18 protein-coding genes are annotated in these 19,284 nt (G+C 30.5%); all 18 read left to right on the plus strand.

Features of this window, described 5'->3' with window-relative positions; all coding sequences use genetic code 11:
• Positions 1-117 precede the first annotated feature (117 nt).
• The 18 genes from AABB81_RS14735 (at position 118) to AABB81_RS14820 (ending at position 19,214) form a co-directional block, all read left to right on the plus strand.
• A complete protein-coding gene (locus AABB81_RS14735) occupies positions 118-1,173 on the plus strand; it encodes a glycosyltransferase family 2 protein (protein WP_342161321.1) in 1,056 nt (351 codons plus the stop codon).
• A gap of 253 nt (positions 1,174-1,426) precedes the next feature.
• Positions 1,427-2,749 carry an ArnT family glycosyltransferase gene (locus AABB81_RS14740; RefSeq protein ID WP_342161322.1) on the plus strand — a complete coding sequence of 441 codons (1,323 nt, stop codon included), beginning with the start codon at positions 1,427-1,429 and terminating at the stop codon, positions 2,747-2,749.
• Between the two features lie 44 nt (positions 2,750-2,793).
• Positions 2,794-4,254, plus strand: coding sequence for a lipopolysaccharide biosynthesis protein (locus AABB81_RS14745; protein ID WP_342161323.1), 1,461 nt, complete (start codon positions 2,794-2,796; stop codon positions 4,252-4,254).
• Positions 4,255-4,410: 156 nt separating this feature from the next.
• Positions 4,411-5,502 (plus strand): O-antigen ligase family protein, encoded by a 1,092-nt coding sequence (locus AABB81_RS14750; RefSeq protein ID WP_342161324.1) that lies wholly within the window; start codon positions 4,411-4,413, stop codon positions 5,500-5,502.
• A gap of 349 nt (positions 5,503-5,851) precedes the next feature.
• Complete coding sequence (locus AABB81_RS14755; RefSeq protein WP_342161325.1) at positions 5,852-6,976, plus strand: CapA family protein; 1,125 nt, start codon at positions 5,852-5,854, stop codon at positions 6,974-6,976.
• On the plus strand, positions 6,973-8,025 hold the full coding sequence (locus tag AABB81_RS14760) for an ATP-grasp domain-containing protein (RefSeq protein WP_342161326.1): 1,053 nt from the start codon (positions 6,973-6,975) through the stop codon (positions 8,023-8,025). Before AABB81_RS14755 ends, AABB81_RS14760 begins: the two co-directional genes overlap by 4 nt.
• Positions 8,026-8,028: 3 nt before the next feature.
• A complete protein-coding gene (locus AABB81_RS14765) occupies positions 8,029-9,111 on the plus strand; it encodes a glycosyltransferase family 4 protein (RefSeq protein ID WP_342161327.1) in 1,083 nt (360 codons plus the stop codon).
• Entirely contained in the window at positions 9,104-10,042 is a 939-nt protein-coding gene (locus tag AABB81_RS14770) for a glycosyltransferase family A protein (RefSeq protein WP_342161328.1), read from the plus strand. The genes AABB81_RS14765 and AABB81_RS14770 overlap by 8 nt, the downstream gene beginning before the upstream one ends.
• Positions 10,043-10,088: 46 nt before the next feature.
• On the plus strand, positions 10,089-11,264 hold the full coding sequence (locus AABB81_RS14775) for a polysaccharide deacetylase family protein (protein ID WP_342161329.1): 1,176 nt from the start codon (positions 10,089-10,091) through the stop codon (positions 11,262-11,264).
• Positions 11,230-12,573: a phenylacetate--CoA ligase family protein gene (locus tag AABB81_RS14780; RefSeq protein ID WP_342161330.1), complete on the plus strand. Its 1,344-nt coding sequence runs from the start codon at positions 11,230-11,232 to the stop codon at positions 12,571-12,573. Before AABB81_RS14775 ends, AABB81_RS14780 begins: the two co-directional genes overlap by 35 nt.
• A gap of 26 nt (positions 12,574-12,599) precedes the next feature.
• Positions 12,600-13,763, plus strand: coding sequence for a glycosyltransferase (locus tag AABB81_RS14785; protein ID WP_342161331.1), 1,164 nt, complete (start codon positions 12,600-12,602; stop codon positions 13,761-13,763).
• A gap of 196 nt (positions 13,764-13,959) precedes the next feature.
• Entirely contained in the window at positions 13,960-14,721 is a 762-nt protein-coding gene (locus AABB81_RS14790) for a polysaccharide deacetylase family protein (RefSeq protein WP_342161332.1), read from the plus strand.
• Positions 14,718-15,362 (plus strand): hypothetical protein, encoded by a 645-nt coding sequence (locus AABB81_RS14795; RefSeq protein WP_342161333.1) that lies wholly within the window; start codon positions 14,718-14,720, stop codon positions 15,360-15,362. The genes AABB81_RS14790 and AABB81_RS14795 overlap by 4 nt, the downstream gene beginning before the upstream one ends.
• Positions 15,343-16,317 (plus strand): hypothetical protein, encoded by a 975-nt coding sequence (locus AABB81_RS14800; protein WP_342161334.1) that lies wholly within the window; start codon positions 15,343-15,345, stop codon positions 16,315-16,317. Before AABB81_RS14795 ends, AABB81_RS14800 begins: the two co-directional genes overlap by 20 nt.
• 82 nt (positions 16,318-16,399) lie before the next feature.
• The gene (locus tag AABB81_RS14805; RefSeq protein WP_342161335.1) at positions 16,400-16,684 is read left to right on the plus strand and encodes an LbetaH domain-containing protein; all 285 of its coding nucleotides are present in this window, start codon (positions 16,400-16,402) and stop codon (positions 16,682-16,684) included.
• Positions 16,659-17,804 carry a glycosyltransferase family 4 protein gene (locus AABB81_RS14810; RefSeq protein ID WP_342161336.1) on the plus strand — a complete coding sequence of 382 codons (1,146 nt, stop codon included), beginning with the start codon at positions 16,659-16,661 and terminating at the stop codon, positions 17,802-17,804. The genes AABB81_RS14805 and AABB81_RS14810 overlap by 26 nt, the downstream gene beginning before the upstream one ends.
• Before the next feature lies 1 nt (position 17,805).
• On the plus strand, positions 17,806-18,978 hold the full coding sequence (locus AABB81_RS14815; RefSeq protein WP_342161337.1) for a glycosyltransferase: 1,173 nt from the start codon (positions 17,806-17,808) through the stop codon (positions 18,976-18,978).
• A 17-nt stretch (positions 18,979-18,995) separates the two neighbouring features.
• The gene (locus AABB81_RS14820; RefSeq protein ID WP_342161338.1) at positions 18,996-19,214 is read left to right on the plus strand and encodes an acyltransferase family protein; all 219 of its coding nucleotides are present in this window, start codon (positions 18,996-18,998) and stop codon (positions 19,212-19,214) included.
• Positions 19,215-19,284: the final 70 nt, after the last annotated feature.

A 19,284-nucleotide genomic window follows, 5' to 3' on the forward strand; every position in this document is an offset into this window, starting at 1 on the left:
ATATTCACCTAGATCCCGCTAAAAAATGCAGGATTACTTCAACTTACAATTTTGAGGAGTTTTTAAAACGAGCTCAAAATTGAGTTTCACTAATAAAAAAATAATAAAATCTTTATTATGCAACAAACACTTCTTAATAAAACGACAATACCGTTTATATCAATAATCTTACCCTGTTATAATGAAGAGGCCATTCTTGAGGTAAATGTTAATGCTATTATCAATTATTTAGAAACCAATACTAAATACAAATGGGAAATTGTTATTGTTGATGATGGGAGCAATGATAAAACAGGAGAAATTGCGGATAATCTTGAGAACAATTATAGCAACATAAAGGTAATTCATCACCCATGCAATTTAAATCTGGGCAGGGCATTACAAACCGGATTTTGTAATACCAAGGGAGATATTATAGTTGTGATGGATATTGATCTTAGCTATTCTGTTGAACATATTGGCAGCATGGTTGATAAAATTATGGAGACTTCCTGTGATATGGTTTTAGCTTCACCTTATATGAAAGGGGGCAAAGTTACCAATGTTCCGTTTCTTAGAAAAGTAATGAGTTTATGGTTGAATCGTTTCATGCGTTTTTCTGCACAGCAGAAGTACCATACTTATACTGGAATGGTAAGAGCTTACAAAGCTGATTTTATTCGAAATATAAACCTAAAAACGACAGACTACGAGATAAATCCTGAGATCATGTATAAAGCAATGATTGTTCGGGCCAGAATAATAGAAATACCGGCACATCTTGACTGGACAGAACAGAATAAATTTTTGGACAAAAGAACTTCAAGTATTCGAATAATTAAAGCGTTCTTTTCTGGAATTATGGCTGCCTTTATTTTTAGGCCATACATCTTTTTTCTTGGTATTGGAAGTGTTTTAATGTTTCTCTCTTTGTTTGAACTTATCTGGTTACTTATTGATACTCTAAAAGATTTTAAACAATCAATTACTTTAGAGGGTTCAACATTAAATTCTTTTTCTCTTAGTTTGGCTAAACAATTTGCGAATAATCCTCAAACATTCATAGTTGGAGGAATTACATTTCTGGCTGCTATACAAATGCTATCCTTAGGTTTTCTGTCACTTCAAAGCAAAAGATATTTCGAAGAACTATTTCACTTGTCGACATCGATAAAAAAAAACAGCGATAATTGAGCGATGATAAATATCTTATTAGTGCCGACAAGAAAACTACATAATTTTCAAGTCTTTGATAAGAAAGCTTCAAGTACGAGGATTGTGAAGTTTTGAATCCCGATTATTCTCGGGACAAGGTTCCGATAATAATCGGAATCACTTTTGTAAATGACTGTTTTTAAAACGAGTATAACAAAGTAATTGACTTTTTCTTGCAGAGACTAATTATAAAAATAAATCAAAGATATTTTAACTTTAATATATTAAAATAATGAGAAGCATAAAATTCCCTAAAAACCCATATGTGCTTTTTTTCCCTTTTTTAATTTTGTACATTATTTATGTATCGGTATTTTCTAGAGATGTCAATTATGGGGATCAAGGTATGTACTTAAAATGGGCTGAGTATCTTTTAACCGTTGATTTTAAAGAGCCATTGAACGATAATGGATCGATCCCCAATGGTCCTGGATATCCAATCATATTAATACCATTTGTACTTTTTAAGTTACCTCTAATTTGCATTACTCTCCTTAATGCATTGCTTTACTATTTTTCTATTATTCTAATATTTAAATCTCTGCAACTGCTTGTTCAACAAAGGATTGCAGTTTTAACAAGTCTGTTTTGGGCTTTTTATATTAATTCTTTTATTAGTATGAGAGCAATTAGCCCTGAAGTATTTACTTCATTTCTTGTGGCATTGCTCACCTATAGTGTGGTAAAGACTTTTACTTCTATTGAAGTAGAAAAAGTCAAAAAATATCTTATTATTTCAGGAATCACTTTAGGTTTTATAATATTAACAAAAGTTATTTTTGGTTATGTTGTTTATTTTTTGCTTTTTGGTTCAGTTATTTTATGGTTGATAAACAAAAAGTCTGCTAACTTATCCAGGGTGTTGATGATTTTATTGATTTCAATTGGATTAACTATCCCGTATTTAACGTATACTTATTATCACACAGGCAAGATTTTTTATTGGGCTACTTCTGGGGGTGTTAATTTATATTGGATGAGTACGCCTTACGAAGGAGAATATGGAAGTTATATATCCTTTGAGAGCTTGAAACAGAAATCAACTTTTGAACAAAACGGAATATATGTATACAATGATTCAAATATTTCCAATCATCTTAAAGTTTGGGAGGAAATTGAGAATTATAATAGAATCCAACAAGATGATAAATTAAAAAGTATAGCGATTAACAATATAAAAAAACATCCGGTGAAATTTTTACAAAATTGGATCAGCAACGTTGGACGAATACTTTTAAATAATCCATATTCTTACAATTTGCAAAAGCCACGTTCACTATTCTTTACTCCATTAAATGGAATTATCATCGTCCTGCTTTTATTTTCTCTTGTTCCAACTTATAAATATTGGCATAAAATAAATTTTGGAATTCGTTTTTTAATACTCTTTTCTTTGGTTTATTTGGGAGGAAGTACTTTAGGATCTGCAGAATCCAGGATGTTTGCAATTACGGCTCCAGTATTACTTTTATGGATAGCATTTATTTTGCAAAATACAATAAAGATTAATCTCAAATTTAATACAGTATTGCCAAATACCCATGAAAATCATTAGAAAGTTTCAGGAACCAAATTTGGTAAATTTCTTATTGGATAAATATGTCAGAGCTTAATAAAAAGGTTGCCAATGCCACAAAATGGTCATCATTAACTGAAATAGCGGCAAAACTTATAGCACCAATTACAACCATGGTGTTGGCTCGTTTGCTAACGCCGGAAGCTTTTGGTGTTGTAGCAACTGTAACCATGATTATCAGTTTTACTCAAATTTTCAGTGATGCTGGGTTTCAAAAATACTTAATCCAGTACGAATTTGAGAATGATGATGATAAATATAAAACAACTAATGTTGCATTCTTGTCCAACTTGGCCATATCTCTGATTTTATGGGGAATAATTATTGTTTTTAGGGAATCACTTGCTAATATGGTTGGGAACCCGGGATTAGGAAATGTAATTGCAATAGCATGTGTTTCCATTCCACTTGCGGCATTTTCAAGTATTCAAGTTGCTTTATACAAACGGAGTTTTGATTTTAAAACATTGTTTTATGTGAGGTTAGCAGGAATTTTAATTCCCCTCGTAATAACTATCCCTTTGGCCATATTTTTAAAAAATTATTGGGCTTTAATTATTGGAACAATTTTAGTACACACATCAAATGCAATTATATTAACTATAAAATCAAAATGGAAGCCAAACGGGTATTATAGCATTAAACGATTAAAAAAGATGCTTTCATTTAGCAGTTGGGTGTTATTTGATACTGTATTGGTTTGGGCAACAAGTTATATAGACATCTTTATAATAGGTGTTACCTTAAACGAATACTACTTAGGCCTATACAAAACTTCAATAACAACTGTTGGCCAAATTACAGCCATTATTACAGCAACTATTCTACCCATAATGTTGCCTACTTTGTCCAGATTGCAAAATGATAAAGAAGAATTAAAAAAAATGCTGCTTAAATTCCAAAAAATGACAAGTATAATTTTAATTCCATTGGGTGTTGGGATTTTTATGTTTAGCGATTTGATAACACTGATTTTGTTAGGAGAGCAATGGACTGAGGCATCTGACTTTATTGGCATATGGGGTTTAATGAGTGCAATAACTATTATTTTCTCTCGTTTTAGTACAATTATTTATCCAGCTGTAGGAAAACCAAGAATGTCTGTTGTTGCTCAGTTATTACATTTAGTCGTATTAATTCCAGCAATCATTTTTTCAGCAGATTATGGTTTTGAAGTTCTATTTTGGGTGCGTTCCTTGGTAAGATTTGAATTAATATTCGTTAACCTAATAATAACCTATTATCTGGTAACACTTTCACCTTGGAAGATGTTAAGAAATATAGCCCCTGAACTTTTGGTTTCTGTTTTTATGGGGATAGTGGCATATCTTTTACTACAAATTCATAGCTCTATTGTTTGGTCATTCTCAACAATCTCGATATGCATTGTTGTATATTTCATGAGTCTAGCTATTTTCCCAAAAGAAAAACAAATAATATTAAAACTAGTTAATCAAGTTTATAAAAGAATTGGAAGAAAATGATTAAAATAATTGTAGCAGGTGATTTCTGTTCGAGAAAGACTTATTTATGTTCTTAAAAATATGAAGTAAAGTATGCGAAACTTAACTTATTTGCTTAATTATTTTTATATCATATTTGTCCTTTTATGGGGACCAATACATGAAACCATATTCACTTTGGATTCCAAAGGACGTCTTGTTGTCTATTTAACAATCTTTGTTTTTCTCCTAAATTTTATTACAAATTCAAGATTTCAACGATTTTCTTTATCAAAGCCAATTATTTTCTGGGGTGTTTGGATTATTTACTCAGCTATTAATTTAATAATTACAGGTTATAATGGAGATTTACCTTTTTTATGGTACCTTGTCTTAAGACTCTTTACACCCTTCACAGTAATGCTAATCGTTTCTGTCGAATTGTACTATGCTCCCAAGAAAATTTTATATGTTTTACTAAGCACATTCATAATATACGGACTGTTCATATTAATATTGGTTGATAATTATTCTGGATTTAGTGGAGAACAAAATGTTGGTGCCTTTGGTAATATGGGACCTTTAAATATCATGTTTATTATTTTTTATTCGGGTTTGCTATTTGCACATAAATGGTTAAAACAACAAAATCTATTTTTTTGTATTCTCTTTGCATTTCTTATAATCGTGTTAAGTGCCACTCGTAAAGCTTTTGGTGCAGCAGTAATAATGTTAACATTCATAATCCTTTCGCAAATTAAACTATCACCTAAGAAACTTGTACAAGTAGCGGTTTTGAGCTTAATTACAATCTGGAGTATCAATTTTGCCTTGAACAATACAACTATGGGTAAACGCTTTACTACCATTGAGGAATCAGGTATGGAATATAATACAACTGATAACGAAACACTAAATTTATTGGGGGATAGAGCCTATTTTTATATTAAAGGTTGGAGCATCTTTCTTGAAAAACCAATTGCTGGAATTGGATTAAATAATTTCCCAAAAATAGCAGAATCTTCTTATCGTATTCATAGTGAGTATATTGTTCAAATTACCGAGGGAGGCATTATTGGGAGCTCACTGTTTTTATTTTTCTATTTATGGATTTCACTAAATCTTTACAATAGTTGGAGAAAAAATAAAAATAATCGAAGCATAATACTTGTATTAATCGGTGGGTTTGTTGCAATTATTTTTATAAACATAACAGCTTGGACATATGAATTTTCTCATTACTTCGCTTGTTTTGGGATAATTATAGGGTATCTAAAAAAGATGAAATAATTCAGCTATGGTGCAAAAACTTCTGAAGAACATTCGGTGATAGGTTTACGTAATCAAAATGAGTATTTTAAAATACGGCTCAATTCCCATTCTGAAAAGATATCTATGTTCGCTGAAACTAGAGCTATGGGTTTTATCTTATATTTCTTAGCTAACATACTTATTACAAAAGAATTAATTAAGGAAAGAAGAGGCAAATCAAAAAGGGAAAAGGGCATATATTTTGTATTGATAGCATCAATGATTATAATATTATTAGTAGGTTTTGGGAGATGGAATTATGGTTTGTTTTTGCATTGGGTGTATTTGGGATTTGTTACATCTTTTATAAAATTTAAATAGTTAAATTATGAGTGATATTATAATAGCCGGAGATTTGGCTCCTTTGTCAAAAAACCAACCTCTTTTTGAAATAGGGGAGGTTTCGTCCATATTAAATAATTTAGAAATTCATTCAGATTTTTTTGTAGCCAATTTAGAATGTCCATTAACAAGTTCCAATAAAAAACAATTGAAGTCTGGACCAAACATAAAAGCTTCATTAAAAACCATAAATGGTATAAAAAACATTGGTATTAGTCTTGTTAACTTAGCAAACAATCATATTCTTGACTTTGGTGAAGAGGGCTATAATGATACTCTTACAGCCCTTGAAAAAAATGAGATCGATTATTTTGGATCAGGTAGCTCGTTAAATGAAGCTAATACAATTTTCGTTAAAAAAATTGCTGGGTTAAAAATAGGGTTCTATGGAGTGTCTGAGTTTGAATGGAGTATTGTTTCCAATTCTAAGTCTGGAGCAAACCCAATTGATAAAATTGGGTTTTTAGAAGCTAAGGAAAAGACAGAATTTGATCACCTTATAGTTTTCATCCATGGAGGAAAGGAACACTATAATTTGCCGACACCGAATTTACAAAAATTAGCACGATTTTATGCAGACTACGGAGCTTCGGTGGTCATATGCCAGCATACCCATATCATAGGTTGCCAAGAAACTTATAAAAACATTCCGATTTTTTATGGTCAGGGGAATTTTATTTTTAATTACGGGAATAATAAAACTAAAGACTGGAATTCAGGCTTTTTGATTAACCTGAATTTAGCTAAAAATAAAATAGATTGGAAACTTATTTTTTTTAATCAATTACCCGAAGGAGGTGTGATAAAAATGTGTGAGGACGAAGAAAAAGAGTATATGGAATTATTCAATGTGAGGTCAAAGTTAATTTTAAGTGAAGCTAAAGTTAAGGAGAAATGGATTATTGAATGTGCTAGAGAAGGATGGAAATATGAACGTCAATTGGGTGGAATTAACAAAAGAATTTTCAATTTATTGAACAAACTTAAACTTGATAGATTTATATTTCAACCAAATAAAACAAAAAGTCAGTTAAGTATGTTACGATGTGAAACACATAGGGAGGTTATAGAGACGTGGTTAAGTAGTAAAATTAAGGAATTTGAAATATGAGAGTAGGTATACATTTTGAACCAAAATACAATTTTTCATTACGTCATAGCCGTTATGAAAAAATACTTCAGCACAACAAAATTGATGTAATAAGATTTTGTTCTAGCGATCCTGATTTTATGCTTAAGCTTAAAAGCTTCGATGCAATAGTTTGGTATGTTGGTTTAGCAGATGTCAGCAAACAACCAGCATATGATATTTTACCGGTTATTGAAAAACAATTAAAAATACCTTGTTTTCCAAGTAGTAATATTATATGGTCTTTCGATAATAAACTAAAACAATTTTTTCAAATGAAAGCGGCAAATTTTCCAATTATACAAAGTTGGATTGTTTACGAAGAAAAAGAAGCTTTAAGGCTTGCCAATGAAATAAAGCTCCCAGTTGTTTTTAAATTAGGGGGAGGAGCTGGGTCATCAAACGTTATTTTGATTAAGAGTAGGAAGCAATTACTCCAACTTACTAGAAAAATGTTTAAAAGAGGTATTGCTATAAATACTTTTAGTAAGACGTTTGAACTTTCTAAACATTTATTAAAAATTCAAAGATATCTTGTAACAACAAGAATGAAGTTATTTAAGAGAAAAGATATCCGCTACCGATATTTAATAAAAAATTGGAGTATTCAAAGAAATTATTTATTTCTTCAAAAATATATGCCAAACAATGGTTTCGATACTCGTGTTACTACAATTGGAAATAGGGTATTTGCTTTTAGACGTATTAACAGGCCAAATGATTTTCGTTCTTCAGGTAGTGGGAATATAGATTATAATTCAAAAGCTATTGATATCCGTTGTGTAAAAAAGGCACTCGAAATTTCAGAATATTTTGGATTTGAAACGATGTCTTACGATTTCCTTTATGATGATAAAAATAACCCCGTTTTTTGTGAATATAGTTATGGTTATAACGATGAAGCGATATATAAATGTTCGGGGTATTGGGATGAAAATTTGAATTTTGTTAATGGAAACTACTGGCCTCAATATCTGCACTTGAAAGATTTATTAAATTTGTCTATTCTAAAACAACCTGAATCATTATAAATTATGAATATAGGGATTGTATTAGGACAAACCTTTGTAGGTGGAATGGAAAGGCAGGTTGGACATTTATCTAAAGGCTTTATAGATAAAGGACACAATGTCTTTGTTTACACTATATCACCAAATATTTCTTTTGCAGGAAGGTCAAAAGTCGAAATCTCTTCCAAAATTATTTATCCGCTGTGGGGTATAAAGTATGCTTACCAATTTTCTGAGTGGATTTTAAAGATATATTGTAAAAAACATAAAATTGATTTTTTAATTGCATTTCAAATTGGGTCAATAGAAATTTGTAATCGGATTAAATCGGAATTGGGATATCCGTTTGTTATTGGGAATATAAGGGGTATTCAATATGCTTCAAACGAAAAATTAAAAAGAAGATATCAGAAGGGATGTAATCAGACAGATGCTTTAGTGTGTAATTCAAAAGCTGGGTTAGTTTTATTACAACAACATGTAATAGACTCAGCGCTAATTCCGGCTGTTATGATTCCAAATATAGTTTCGGTTCCTGAAACAAGTTATAAAACAAAACAAGATAGGTTTATCGTTCTTTTTGCAGCTTCATTAAAAGAAGTAAAAGATCCATTAACTTTTTTGAAAGGTGTTTATCTAGCAATTAAACAGAATCCAAATATTGATGCGATTATAGCAGGAGATGGTGATATGCGGGAAGAATTAAAAGCGTTTGTTTTAGAGAAAGGACTGCAAGAGAATATTTTATTCCTTGGATCTGTAAAGCCAGAGGAGGTTCCCTATAATAAGGCAAGTCTTGTTGTTTCAACTTCATTACGTGAAGCTTCCAGTAATACCATTCTTGAGGCTTTGGCAAATGGAGCATGTGTAATAGGGACAGATGTGGGAGGAACCACAGAATTATTGAAGGATAAGTCTTTTGGTAGCTTAATAGAAATTGGGGATACTGATGCTTTGGCTAAATGCATTTTGTTTTATTCACAATTAAAATCAGATAAATTAGAAAGCAAAGCAAATGATGCCAGAGATTTCATTATATCAAATTTTGATAGAGAGAAAATTCAAAACGCGTATATTAACTTATGTAAAAGCTTTACACATGAATAATTATTATTTTACTGTTTTTACACCTTCTTACAATCGAAGGCATACATTAACAAGACTTTATAAAAGCTTAGAAGAACAATCATTTAAAAATTTTGAATGGTTAATTCTTGATGATGGTTCTGATGATGGTACAAAAGAATTGATTGAGGGATTAAAGAGAAATGCAACTTTTCCGATAAGATATAAATGGGTTACTAATAGAGGAAAGCATAAAGTTAAAAACATAGGCGTTAAAGAAGCACATGGATTGTTCTTTTTTAATATCGATAGTGATGACTGGCTTGAGCCACATACATTAGAGCGATTTAAGTACCATTATGAGTCTATACCAGAAGAATCAAGAAGTCAATTTTCTGGAGTTGCTGGTTTAACCAGATTTGCAGGAAAAGGTGTTACTGGGAAAGCAGGGGATTTGAATGGAATTAAAAACCCTGAAGATATTATGGATACAGACATGATTTCAATAAGGGAAAAGTATAAAGTTCGTGGTGAAAAATGTGGTTGTCATCTAACGTCTGTAATGAGAAAATTTCCATGGCCTGAGTTTGATAATGAAAAGTTTAGCCCTGAAGCACTTATTTGGAGACGGATGGCGAAAGAAAAATATTTAGTAAGATATGTCAACGAAATTTATAGAAATCAAGAAATTCAGAAAGGTGGGTTAAGTGACCCTAAAATGTTATTAAAGAGAATTGTGTATAACCCCAAAGGAGAGGTTCTAAGACAAAATGAAGAGATTCCTATAGTAGCAACCTTCCAGAAACGTATAAGGGCCGTAATAAGTTATTCTAGATGTTCCTTTCATGCAAGATATTCCTTACGAAGAATGGTTACACATTGTAACAATAAGAAGCTTCTTGTTGTTGGGATTCCAGTAGGTTTTTTAATATATCTAAATGATAAAAGAAAGCTTGGAAAAGAACATATTTGAATCTTTTAATTATAACCCAATCATTAGGTAAGGTATGGTGTCAATAATGTTTCATTCTATAGGTCTTGAAAATTATCAATGGCGTTCTAAGTATATATCAGAACCGATTTCATTGATGAATGATAAACTAAGCCAAATTCATAAAGAAGGTTACAAGTCATTATTCATGCATGAAGCACATGAGAGTCGATTTAATAAAAAGGATAATCTAATTCATCTTAATTATGATGATGGTTATTTGGATAATTGGGTTCACCTTTTTGCTTTGCTGAAAAAATACAATTTGAAAGCAACAATTTTTATGACTTCAGACTTTATAGATCCTAGAGAGATTAGAAGAAGTCAAAATTCATCAGAATATCATAAAACTCATTGTGCTAAAGATTGCTGTGCAGGATTCCTGTCTTTTCCTGAAATGAGAGAAATGGAAGCGTCTGGGTTGGTTGAGATTCAGTCACATGCTAAAACACATACATGGTACTTTAAAGGGCCAAAGATTGTAGACTTTTGGCATCCAGGGGCAGCAACCAAAGTAGGGGGGCCCATTTGGATGTTATGGAATAGGTTTCCAGAATTGAAACCCTATTATTTGACACGAGCTGAGAAATGGGAGAAAAAGATACCTTATGGTACTCCAATATATGAGCATGGTAAATCATTAGAAACACATCAGTATTTCCCAAATGATGAAGCACTCAGTATTAAGTTAATAGAAGAGGTAGCATTAAAGGAAGGCTTTTTTGAACAAGATAATTGGAGAGAAAAGCTATTAGAGTTTGCGACTGCTAATGCAGATACCAGTAAAGGGAAATATGAAGATAAGGAGGAATACTTAATTAGGGTAAAAGAGGAGCTCCAGGTTTCAAAGCAGGTCATTGAAGAAGGATTAGGACATCAGATAGATGGTATTTGTTGGCCAGGAGGAGGAATCGAAAAAGAAGTTATAGTTATCGCTAAAGAATTAGGATATACTTATTTTACTTTACCGAGCAAATGGAAAAAAGCACCAAGTAAGCTGTTCTCAGAAATGATACCTCGTATCGGTCCAATGAGTCAACTTGCTTTTCATGGAAAAATACTTGGGACTCCTAGTGAAAGGGATTTTTCAAATTATTTAAAAATATCAAATGGGTATAAGTTGTACTCTGTTAATTTTTTCTTTTTAAGAGCATTAAAATTTATAAAGCATGAATTATCGCTTATTCTTAATAAAAATTTATAGAAACTTTTTTACTCCGGCCAAGGGTTTTAAAAAATGGGAGAAACATTTAAATAAAACACAGTGGCTTTCTTTAACAGAATTGAATGAACTTCAAGAGGCGAAGCTTAAAAAACTGTTGCTTTATTCAATTAAAAATGTTGCTATTTTTTCAGACATTGTGGGTAAAATGGATTTAAACTGGAGTGCGAAAGAAATTTTGGATAAGTTTCCGATAACGGACAAGAGCTTTTATCGGAAGGCCAACGAGAAATGCCTGAGTAAGAATGCTCCCACATATGAATACCATAAGAGTTCTACAAGTGGCTCAACAGGAGAATCATTTTATTTCTATTTAGATGTAAATAGACAGGGATGGGGAGAAGCAGCAAAATACAGAACAGATACATTCGCAGAAACGATGCCACATCATTCACGAGCAAGCTTATGGGGTGCCTCATTTGATAATTATGGAAATAAGGGAATTAAAATAAAGATTCGAAATTTTCTAACACCATTTATCTTTTTATCATCTTATGATTTATCTATTGAAAGCATAATGAGGTATGTTGCTATTTTGAAAAAAGAAAAACCTAGAATGCTCGTTTCATACCCTACGCCTTTAATAGAGCTTGCAGATTATTGCAAAAAGAACAATATTCACTTCCCCTTTTTAAGGTCAATAATCTGTTCTTCTGAGCAATTGTTTGATTTTCAGAGAAAAATTATTGAAGATACTTTTGTTGTACCTGTATTTAATAGATATGGAAGTAGGGAATTTGGTAGTATTGCACAAGAGTGTAATTGTCACAATGGACTTCATGTGAACATTGAAAGGATGTATGTGGAAATTCTCAATGATAAAAATGAACCTTGTAAAGAGGGAGAAATAGGGCAGTTGGTTATTACTGATTTGGACAATAAGGTAATGCCATTAATAAGATACCGAATAGGTGATTTGGCAGCATGGAGTAATATGAAAAAGTGCGCTTGCGGTAGAGGGCTTCCTTTGCTTGAAAAGGTTGAAGGAAGAGCTTTTGATGTGATCAGAACACCCAATGGTCAAGTTATCTCAGGAACATTCTGGACTTTGTTAATCAGGTATGTTTCTCACGAAATTAAATCATTTCAAGTGGTACAAAATGAAATTGAGAAGATTAACATCAAAATTGAAATGATTAAAGGAAGGGAATTGTCAAAAGAGAAAATGGATATTCTATTATCCAAAATCAAGGAAAAGGATAATGAACTAAAAGTGAATGTTCAGTTTTGTGAAAAAATTGAATTAACCCGATCAGGGAAAAGGAGGTTTGTGGTAAGTAGTATTAAATAGGTTTAAAGTTTATTGCTGATTTGAGAATGAAAAGAAAGGTTCTATTTATTTTTGGTGCTCTTGGAGGCGGGGGAGCACAAAGGCAATTTGGATGGTTGATAGAAGGGATTGATAAACAATTATTTGAACCAGTAATTATCACCATTGGACCAAATGAAAATAAGGCAAAGAACCATTTGATAAAATACCCAGATACTGAGACTCTTGATGAATGTGGAAAGAAAGAGGAATTTGAAAAGTTTTTTTTATATCGAAAGTTATTGAATACTGGAGTTAAAAAGCACTTTATTGAAAGGAAAGGGTACTTTTATATTTTCAAAAATATTCGAAAGATCTTAAAATTGGAAAAGCCAGGTGTGATTCTTAATGTAACTCCTATGGCAATGACTTATAGCTTTTTACCATCCTTGTTTGGTTCTGCAAAAGTAATTCATGGAGTAAGAGGGAATGGTATCTTGCTGTCGTATAAGAAGAATATTTATAATGTGTTTCACTTCTTATCTCAAATGGGGATTAACTATTTTGTATGTAATTCAAATGGTCTTGCAAAAAACATTCAACGTAATGGGTATCATAAAAATAAGATTAAGGTAATCTATAATGGAATACCAACATTTTTTGATAGTTCATTTAATGATGAAAATACGTCACCTCCTGAGATGATAAGAATTGGTTTGATTGGTCGATTTACTAAAGTAAAGGATCATGAAATGTTTATTGATGCAATACATAATTTGAATACAACTCGCAATTTTTCAGTTCACCTTTATGGCTCAGGCGAATTGGAAGCTGTTTTGCAAAATAAAATTAACGAATTAGGTCTTGAACGAAAAGTTATTATTGAAGGGTGGGTTTCAAATGTTTCCGGAGTATTGAAAACAATAGATATTGTTTGTTTAACTTCTAGATTCGAAGGTTTTAATAATGCTATATCAGAAGCACAAATGCATGGGATACCTGTGGTTACGACCAATTGTATAGGGAGTGATGAAATTGTTGCTGATGGTAAAACAGGTTTTATTGTTCCAATAAAAGATGATAAAGAATTCTCAAAGAAGCTTCAATTATTAATTGATGATGATGTTCTTAGAATTAATTTTTCTAAAAATGCATACCAAAGAAGTCGAGTAGAGTTTGGTATTCCTAAAATGGTAAAACGGTATGAATCATTTTTTACAGAAATACTTTAAATAATTATTTATGAAGTAAACTTAGACTATGTGGACTATAAGATATATTTTAAAGCAAATAGTAGGGATAATATTTTACATAGTAGGGGGTGTTTATATTCTCAAAATATTGTTACGTAATAAAAATAGCCTAATCATTTTAAACTATCATAACTTTTCGAAATACAATAACTTCAAGATAAATAGAGGGAGTATTTTGAAAACGGGCTATGTTGATAATTTTGAAAGGCAAATTAAATTTTTGAAGAAACATTTTAATTTTTGTTACCCCGAAGATTATTTCTCTGGTAATTCTAAAAAAGGAATTAATATCTTAATAACTTTCGATGATGGCTATAAAGATAATTATGACCTTGCGGCTCCAATTTTGAAAAGATTTGAAGCCCCATCAATCTTTTTTTTAGCAACAAACTATATAGGTGTTAATGATTGGTTATGGCACGATAAGGTAAGGTATTTAATTCAAAATGGAGCTCTTAAATCGTCAGAAGCAGAGGGACATCTAAGGACTATGAATTTGAAAGGAACTATAGATCCTAAATTTAAATTGTTTGTTGATTCTAATTTTCCAAAGGAAGCTCCTAAGAGAATGATGATGAACTGGGAAGAGGTCAGAAAACTAAATGAAATGTCTTTGAGAATTGGAGCTCACACGTGTAATCATTTGATTTTGACAGAATTGAATACTCTTAAACAACATGAGGAAATAGACCTTTCAAGTAAGAAAATAGAAAGTATTACTGAAAAAAAATGTGACTATATTGCATATCCTAATGGATTGTATAATACTGATACTATTAGTGTTTTACATTCTTTGAATCTAAGTTGGGGATTTACAACTGAATCAGGTGTAAATATGATTAATACCGAAAAGACTGGGTTAAAAAGAATAGGAATGAATGCCTCTGACAATATATGTACTCTTCTCTTAAAAATAACTTTAAATACTATTAGATGAGTATTCGTGATAAAGTAAAACAATATGGTTGGGAGAATAGCTTAAAGCTCTTTTTAAAAGGTATTCTTAGAATAGTTAGAATAGAATTTGAATCATATTGGCTTCTCGAAAACAATCTTTGTTCGGATGAAATAAGTCAAAAAATGAAAGATTTTGATTATTCTGATGTTAAGGAATTGAATCTGGAGGATTTTAAAAAGGGTGATCCAACTATCTTTAATGAGGTCAAACTTAAATTAATAGAAGAAAGATTTGAAAGTGGCCAGTATTGGAGTTATGGTGTTTTTAGTGGCTCGGAATTAATTTATTCATGTTGGATTACAACTCTAGAAATTGGTTTTAGAAAAAAGTATAACACATCTATTCCTCTGTTAGAGGATGAAGGTTACCTTGAGGATGCCTATACTCATCCTGACTATAGAGGAAAAGGACTACATTCTAAAATGAACCTGTTTAGGATAATGTCACTGATTAAGAAAGGTAAATCTCGAAATTATGTGTTAGTTCTAAGTGAAAATAATCCAGCAATGAAGTCACAATTAAAAAGTGGATTTGTTAAAGTTGAAAAAATGACATTTTTGATATTGTTTGGAAAGCATTTTTTTTTAAAAAAGCATATAAATGATACAAATAAAAACTGACAAGGAATTCTTTAGTTTACAAAGTAATTTTGATTTTATACCCTATACTCAATCACAAAGTTGGTATGACTTTAAAAAAGGCTCAACAGACATCGCTTTTTTTGTTGATGATATTTCAAGTGTGAAAATTGCTTTTTGGGGAAGGGAATATAAAGTCCCATTCATAGACAAAAAGGTTCTAATTGTCGAAGGTGAGTGTTTTTCACCAGATTTAACTCTTAAATCGATAAGAGCCTTTTTTATTGAGTTAACTAAGCTAAAATACATTGGTGTTGAACTAAATAGTAATAATGTTTATAATGTTAATTATGAAATTGGTATTAGGCGTGCTGGGTTTATCAGACCTATTAGTTTTTTTTCTTGTCCCTTAACTTTAGTTGTAAATATAAATGAGCCAATTAATTTTAATAGTAATTGGAAACGAAATTACAAAAAGGCTGTTAAAAACAATCTGATATTTCAAGAGGTATCAATGCCTGATAAGGAATGTTTAAATGACTTTTGTGATATATACAATTCAATGTCTCAAAGAAAAAATCTAGAACATAAATTACAGTCATCTGATTTAGAAAAATTAGTTAACAATACTAACATGAGGTTGTTTATTGTTAAATCAGAGGGTGGAAGTCTTCATTCTGCTGTTATAATGTATGTTAATAATGGGAAAAGTTACTATGTATTTGCTACAAATTCTCTTGAATCTCATGGTGTTGGAGCTTCTCCCTTTTTAATTGAAAATATCTTAAACATTTTAAAATTAGAGGGGAATAGCGAATTTGATTTTGGAAGAATACCTCCTAGTTCTCATTCCACTGACAATGTTTATTTATTCAAAAACGGAATTAAAGGTGAGGGTATACAGTACAATGGAGAATGGAGCTTTTATAAAAGTGAGATGATCGAATATCTTATGCATTTATATAAAAAATATGTCCAAAAAAGTCAGCGCTATTAATTAATGTGAATTTATTTTTGGATTCATTGCATCTCTCTTTATCTATTACATACGATTTTAAAACCGAATAATTCGATATTTCTTGAGCTATCAATTCAAGAAATTAGGAAAAAATGTAAGGTTCGATATTTATAGTAAATTTTCTTATAAACAGATTTCTATTGAAGATGATGTTTGGAAAGGCACAAATATTGTTAATTTAAAAGGAATAACAATTGCCGAAGGTTCAATTAGTGCTGCAGGCTCATTAGTTGCAAAATCAACTTATTTTTATCCCATTTATAAGGGTGTTCCTGCTAAGTTTTATAAATTCAGATGGACAGAAAACGAAATTAAGGAGCATGAGCAAATTCTCAAAAAATATTAATGTGAAGCATAAAGTTTTAATAACTACCAACCCTTTAGATCACGAAGGAGGAATGGTTGAATTCAATAAGGGTTTGATTAATGCAATAAATAAAAAGGAAAACAACATAAATTTAGAACCTTTTAGTATTGGCTCAAGAATGTATCTTTTTTATTATCCTACATTAAAAAAATTACTTTATATTTTTTTTTATTTATTTGATCTATTTCGTCTCATTACAAAACTTAGCAATTATAAAGTCAAAGTAATTCAAGTAAATCCATCTTTAATTCCAGTTCCACTTTTTAGAGATGGTATAGTATTAATAATTAACAGGTTCTTTTTTAAAAAGAAATCGATAATTGTTCTTCATGGTTGGAAAGAGCATGTTTATAAGTCAATAATTAATAATAAATTATTAAAATATTCAATAAAAAAATATTTTAATTCTGTTGATATTATTTATGTCCTGTCAGGTGAATTCAAAAATAAACTAATTAATATTGGAATTTTAGAAAGTAAAATAAAAACGACGACAACGTTTTTCTATAAAGAAAACATATCAAAAGAATCGAATCCAGGTTCCAATGTAAAATTAGTAAAGCTTCTTTTTTTAGGACGAGTATCAAAATTAAAAGGGATAGAGGAGTTAATAGAAGCTCTTAAAATTATTGCTGAAAACCATAATGATTTTCTATGCAATATTATAGGACATGGTGATAAGCCAAATACAATTGAAAACTATAAAAATGTTGTAGATAGTTACAACTTGTCAGATAAGATTAAATTTTTAGGTAGGATAACTGGTAAAGAAAAATTTGAAGCATTTAGTAATTCTGACATTTATATATTCCCTTCATATATGGAGGGATGTCCAACATCTGTAATTGAAGCTTTAGCAACTGGTTTATTTGTGATTTCATCAGATGTAGGTGCTTTAAATGATATTATTGATTCATCAAATGGAATTAAAACAAAACCTAAAAATATTAAAGAATTAGTCTTTGCATTGGAAAAAGGGCTTAAAAATATCAATCAAATAAGAATACAAAGAAAAGATATTTCAAAAGATGCATTTCAAAAATATGAAGTTTCATTTATAGCAGATGATTTTTTACAATCATATAAAGCAATCTTATAGCATGTCAAAAAAGAACAAGTTATACTTAATAGGACCGACTGAATCCATTCTCACCAAAAGAGGGAATAGATTTCCTAATATGGCAAAGTTTTTTGTTGAAGAAGGAGAAGAAGTGCTTTATTATACATCAAATTTCTATCATGCCGAAAAACGTTTTTTTTCAATACAAGAAGTTAATGAAGCTGCTGAAACCTTATATTATAAACTTAAGGTCTTGAATGTTTTGGGATATTACTCAAACGTTTCACCAAGACGTGTAATATCGAATTTTCTGTTTTCAATTCAGTTGTTTTTTATTTTACTCTTTAAAATTTCAAAACAAGATAAAATACTACTGCCTTCTCGACCAGTAGAACTCATATTTTTTATGTCTGTTCTTAAAAGAATAAAAGGAGTTAAAATATATTTAGACATTCAAGATATTTGGCCAGATGCCCTAGAAATTGAAAATAAAAGAAAGAAAAAGATTTTTGAGATTTACTGTAATGCTTACCTAAAACCATCATTAAAATATTACACGGGCACACTACATGTTGCACCTTCTTTCAAATTATGGTTAAGACGATATGCGAAAAACACACCGTCTAGTTTTGTGCCTTTAGGATGGGAAAATGATAGATGGTCTGACGTTAAATCAAAAGGAAATAAAGAAAGTAGCGTCCTAAAAATGGTTTGTGTCGCGCAGTTGCAACATCAAATAGATGTTATGCCCGTATTAGAAGTATTAAAAAATAATGATAAACTACACTTAACAATTCTAGGTGAAGATGGAACAGGTGAGCGTTATGATGAAGTCATTAAATATATAAATGCGCATCATATTACTAATGTTGAGATTATTGGAAAAATTGGAAGAAAGGAGATGGTAAGTCATTTAGAAAATAAAGACATTGGTATTTTACCAATGATTACATCATCAATACCAAATAAGATATTCGATTATATGGCAGCAGAATTACCAATCATTGTATTAGGTGATAATGACAGTTCTGATTTTGTGATCCAAAATGAAATAGGATGGTCCTGTGGTTTTGATAGTAATGAACTTATGTTAATAATAAATAATTTAACTAAAGTTAGCCTTATGGCAAAAACAGAACAGACCAAATTAATTAAAGACAAATTCTCTAGAGACAAGTTGCATATTGAAATAAAACATATACTTTTTGATTAAGGTTTAAAAGACGCTTTATGAAAACAAAATTAAATCATCTTAAAGATGTAAATATTGCCATTGGGATTGCAATAATACTTGTAGTTCACGGTCATTTATTGTTTAATTTTAAGAATTTATATTGGTTTGTTAACTCAAAAAAACTCATTTATAAATTTCAAATGCCATTATTTATGTTCTTTTCTGGGTTTTTAATGAGTTATGCTTACAAACCAGTAAAAAACACATATCAGTAACTTTTACAAATAGGTTTGATTTATTAAAAAATTACAAGAGATTTGAGAATATGTATATTAACCTAACAAT

It is taken from the genome of Lutimonas vermicola, from assembly GCF_038433205.1.
Taxonomy (GTDB): domain Bacteria; phylum Bacteroidota; class Bacteroidia; order Flavobacteriales; family Flavobacteriaceae; genus Lutimonas; species Lutimonas vermicola.

What these genes read in the sequence shown, in the direction of transcription:
- AABB81_RS14735 (WP_342161321.1), top strand. Translation starts at nt 118, where the DNA reads ATGCAACAAACACTTCTTAATAAAACGACAATACCGTTTATATCAATA.
- AABB81_RS14740 (WP_342161322.1), top strand. Translation starts at nt 1,427, where the DNA reads ATGAGAAGCATAAAATTCCCTAAAAACCCATATGTGCTTTTTTTCCCT.
- AABB81_RS14745 (WP_342161323.1), top strand. Translation starts at nt 2,794, where the DNA reads ATGTCAGAGCTTAATAAAAAGGTTGCCAATGCCACAAAATGGTCATCA.
- AABB81_RS14755 (WP_342161325.1), top strand. Translation starts at nt 5,852, where the DNA reads ATGAGTGATATTATAATAGCCGGAGATTTGGCTCCTTTGTCAAAAAAC.
- AABB81_RS14760 (WP_342161326.1), top strand. Translation starts at nt 6,973, where the DNA reads ATGAGAGTAGGTATACATTTTGAACCAAAATACAATTTTTCATTACGT.
- AABB81_RS14765 (WP_342161327.1), top strand. Translation starts at nt 8,029, where the DNA reads ATGAATATAGGGATTGTATTAGGACAAACCTTTGTAGGTGGAATGGAA.
- AABB81_RS14770 (WP_342161328.1), top strand. Translation starts at nt 9,104, where the DNA reads ATGAATAATTATTATTTTACTGTTTTTACACCTTCTTACAATCGAAGG.
- AABB81_RS14775 (WP_342161329.1), top strand. Translation starts at nt 10,089, where the DNA reads ATGTTTCATTCTATAGGTCTTGAAAATTATCAATGGCGTTCTAAGTAT.
- AABB81_RS14780 (WP_342161330.1), top strand. Translation starts at nt 11,230, where the DNA reads ATGAATTATCGCTTATTCTTAATAAAAATTTATAGAAACTTTTTTACT.
- AABB81_RS14785 (WP_342161331.1), top strand. Translation starts at nt 12,600, where the DNA reads ATGAAAAGAAAGGTTCTATTTATTTTTGGTGCTCTTGGAGGCGGGGGA.
- AABB81_RS14795 (WP_342161333.1), top strand. Translation starts at nt 14,718, where the DNA reads ATGAGTATTCGTGATAAAGTAAAACAATATGGTTGGGAGAATAGCTTA.
- AABB81_RS14800 (WP_342161334.1), top strand. Translation starts at nt 15,343, where the DNA reads ATGATACAAATAAAAACTGACAAGGAATTCTTTAGTTTACAAAGTAAT.
- AABB81_RS14810 (WP_342161336.1), top strand. Translation starts at nt 16,659, where the DNA reads ATGAGCAAATTCTCAAAAAATATTAATGTGAAGCATAAAGTTTTAATA.
- AABB81_RS14815 (WP_342161337.1), top strand. Translation starts at nt 17,806, where the DNA reads ATGTCAAAAAAGAACAAGTTATACTTAATAGGACCGACTGAATCCATT.
- AABB81_RS14820 (WP_342161338.1), top strand. Translation starts at nt 18,996, where the DNA reads ATGAAAACAAAATTAAATCATCTTAAAGATGTAAATATTGCCATTGGG.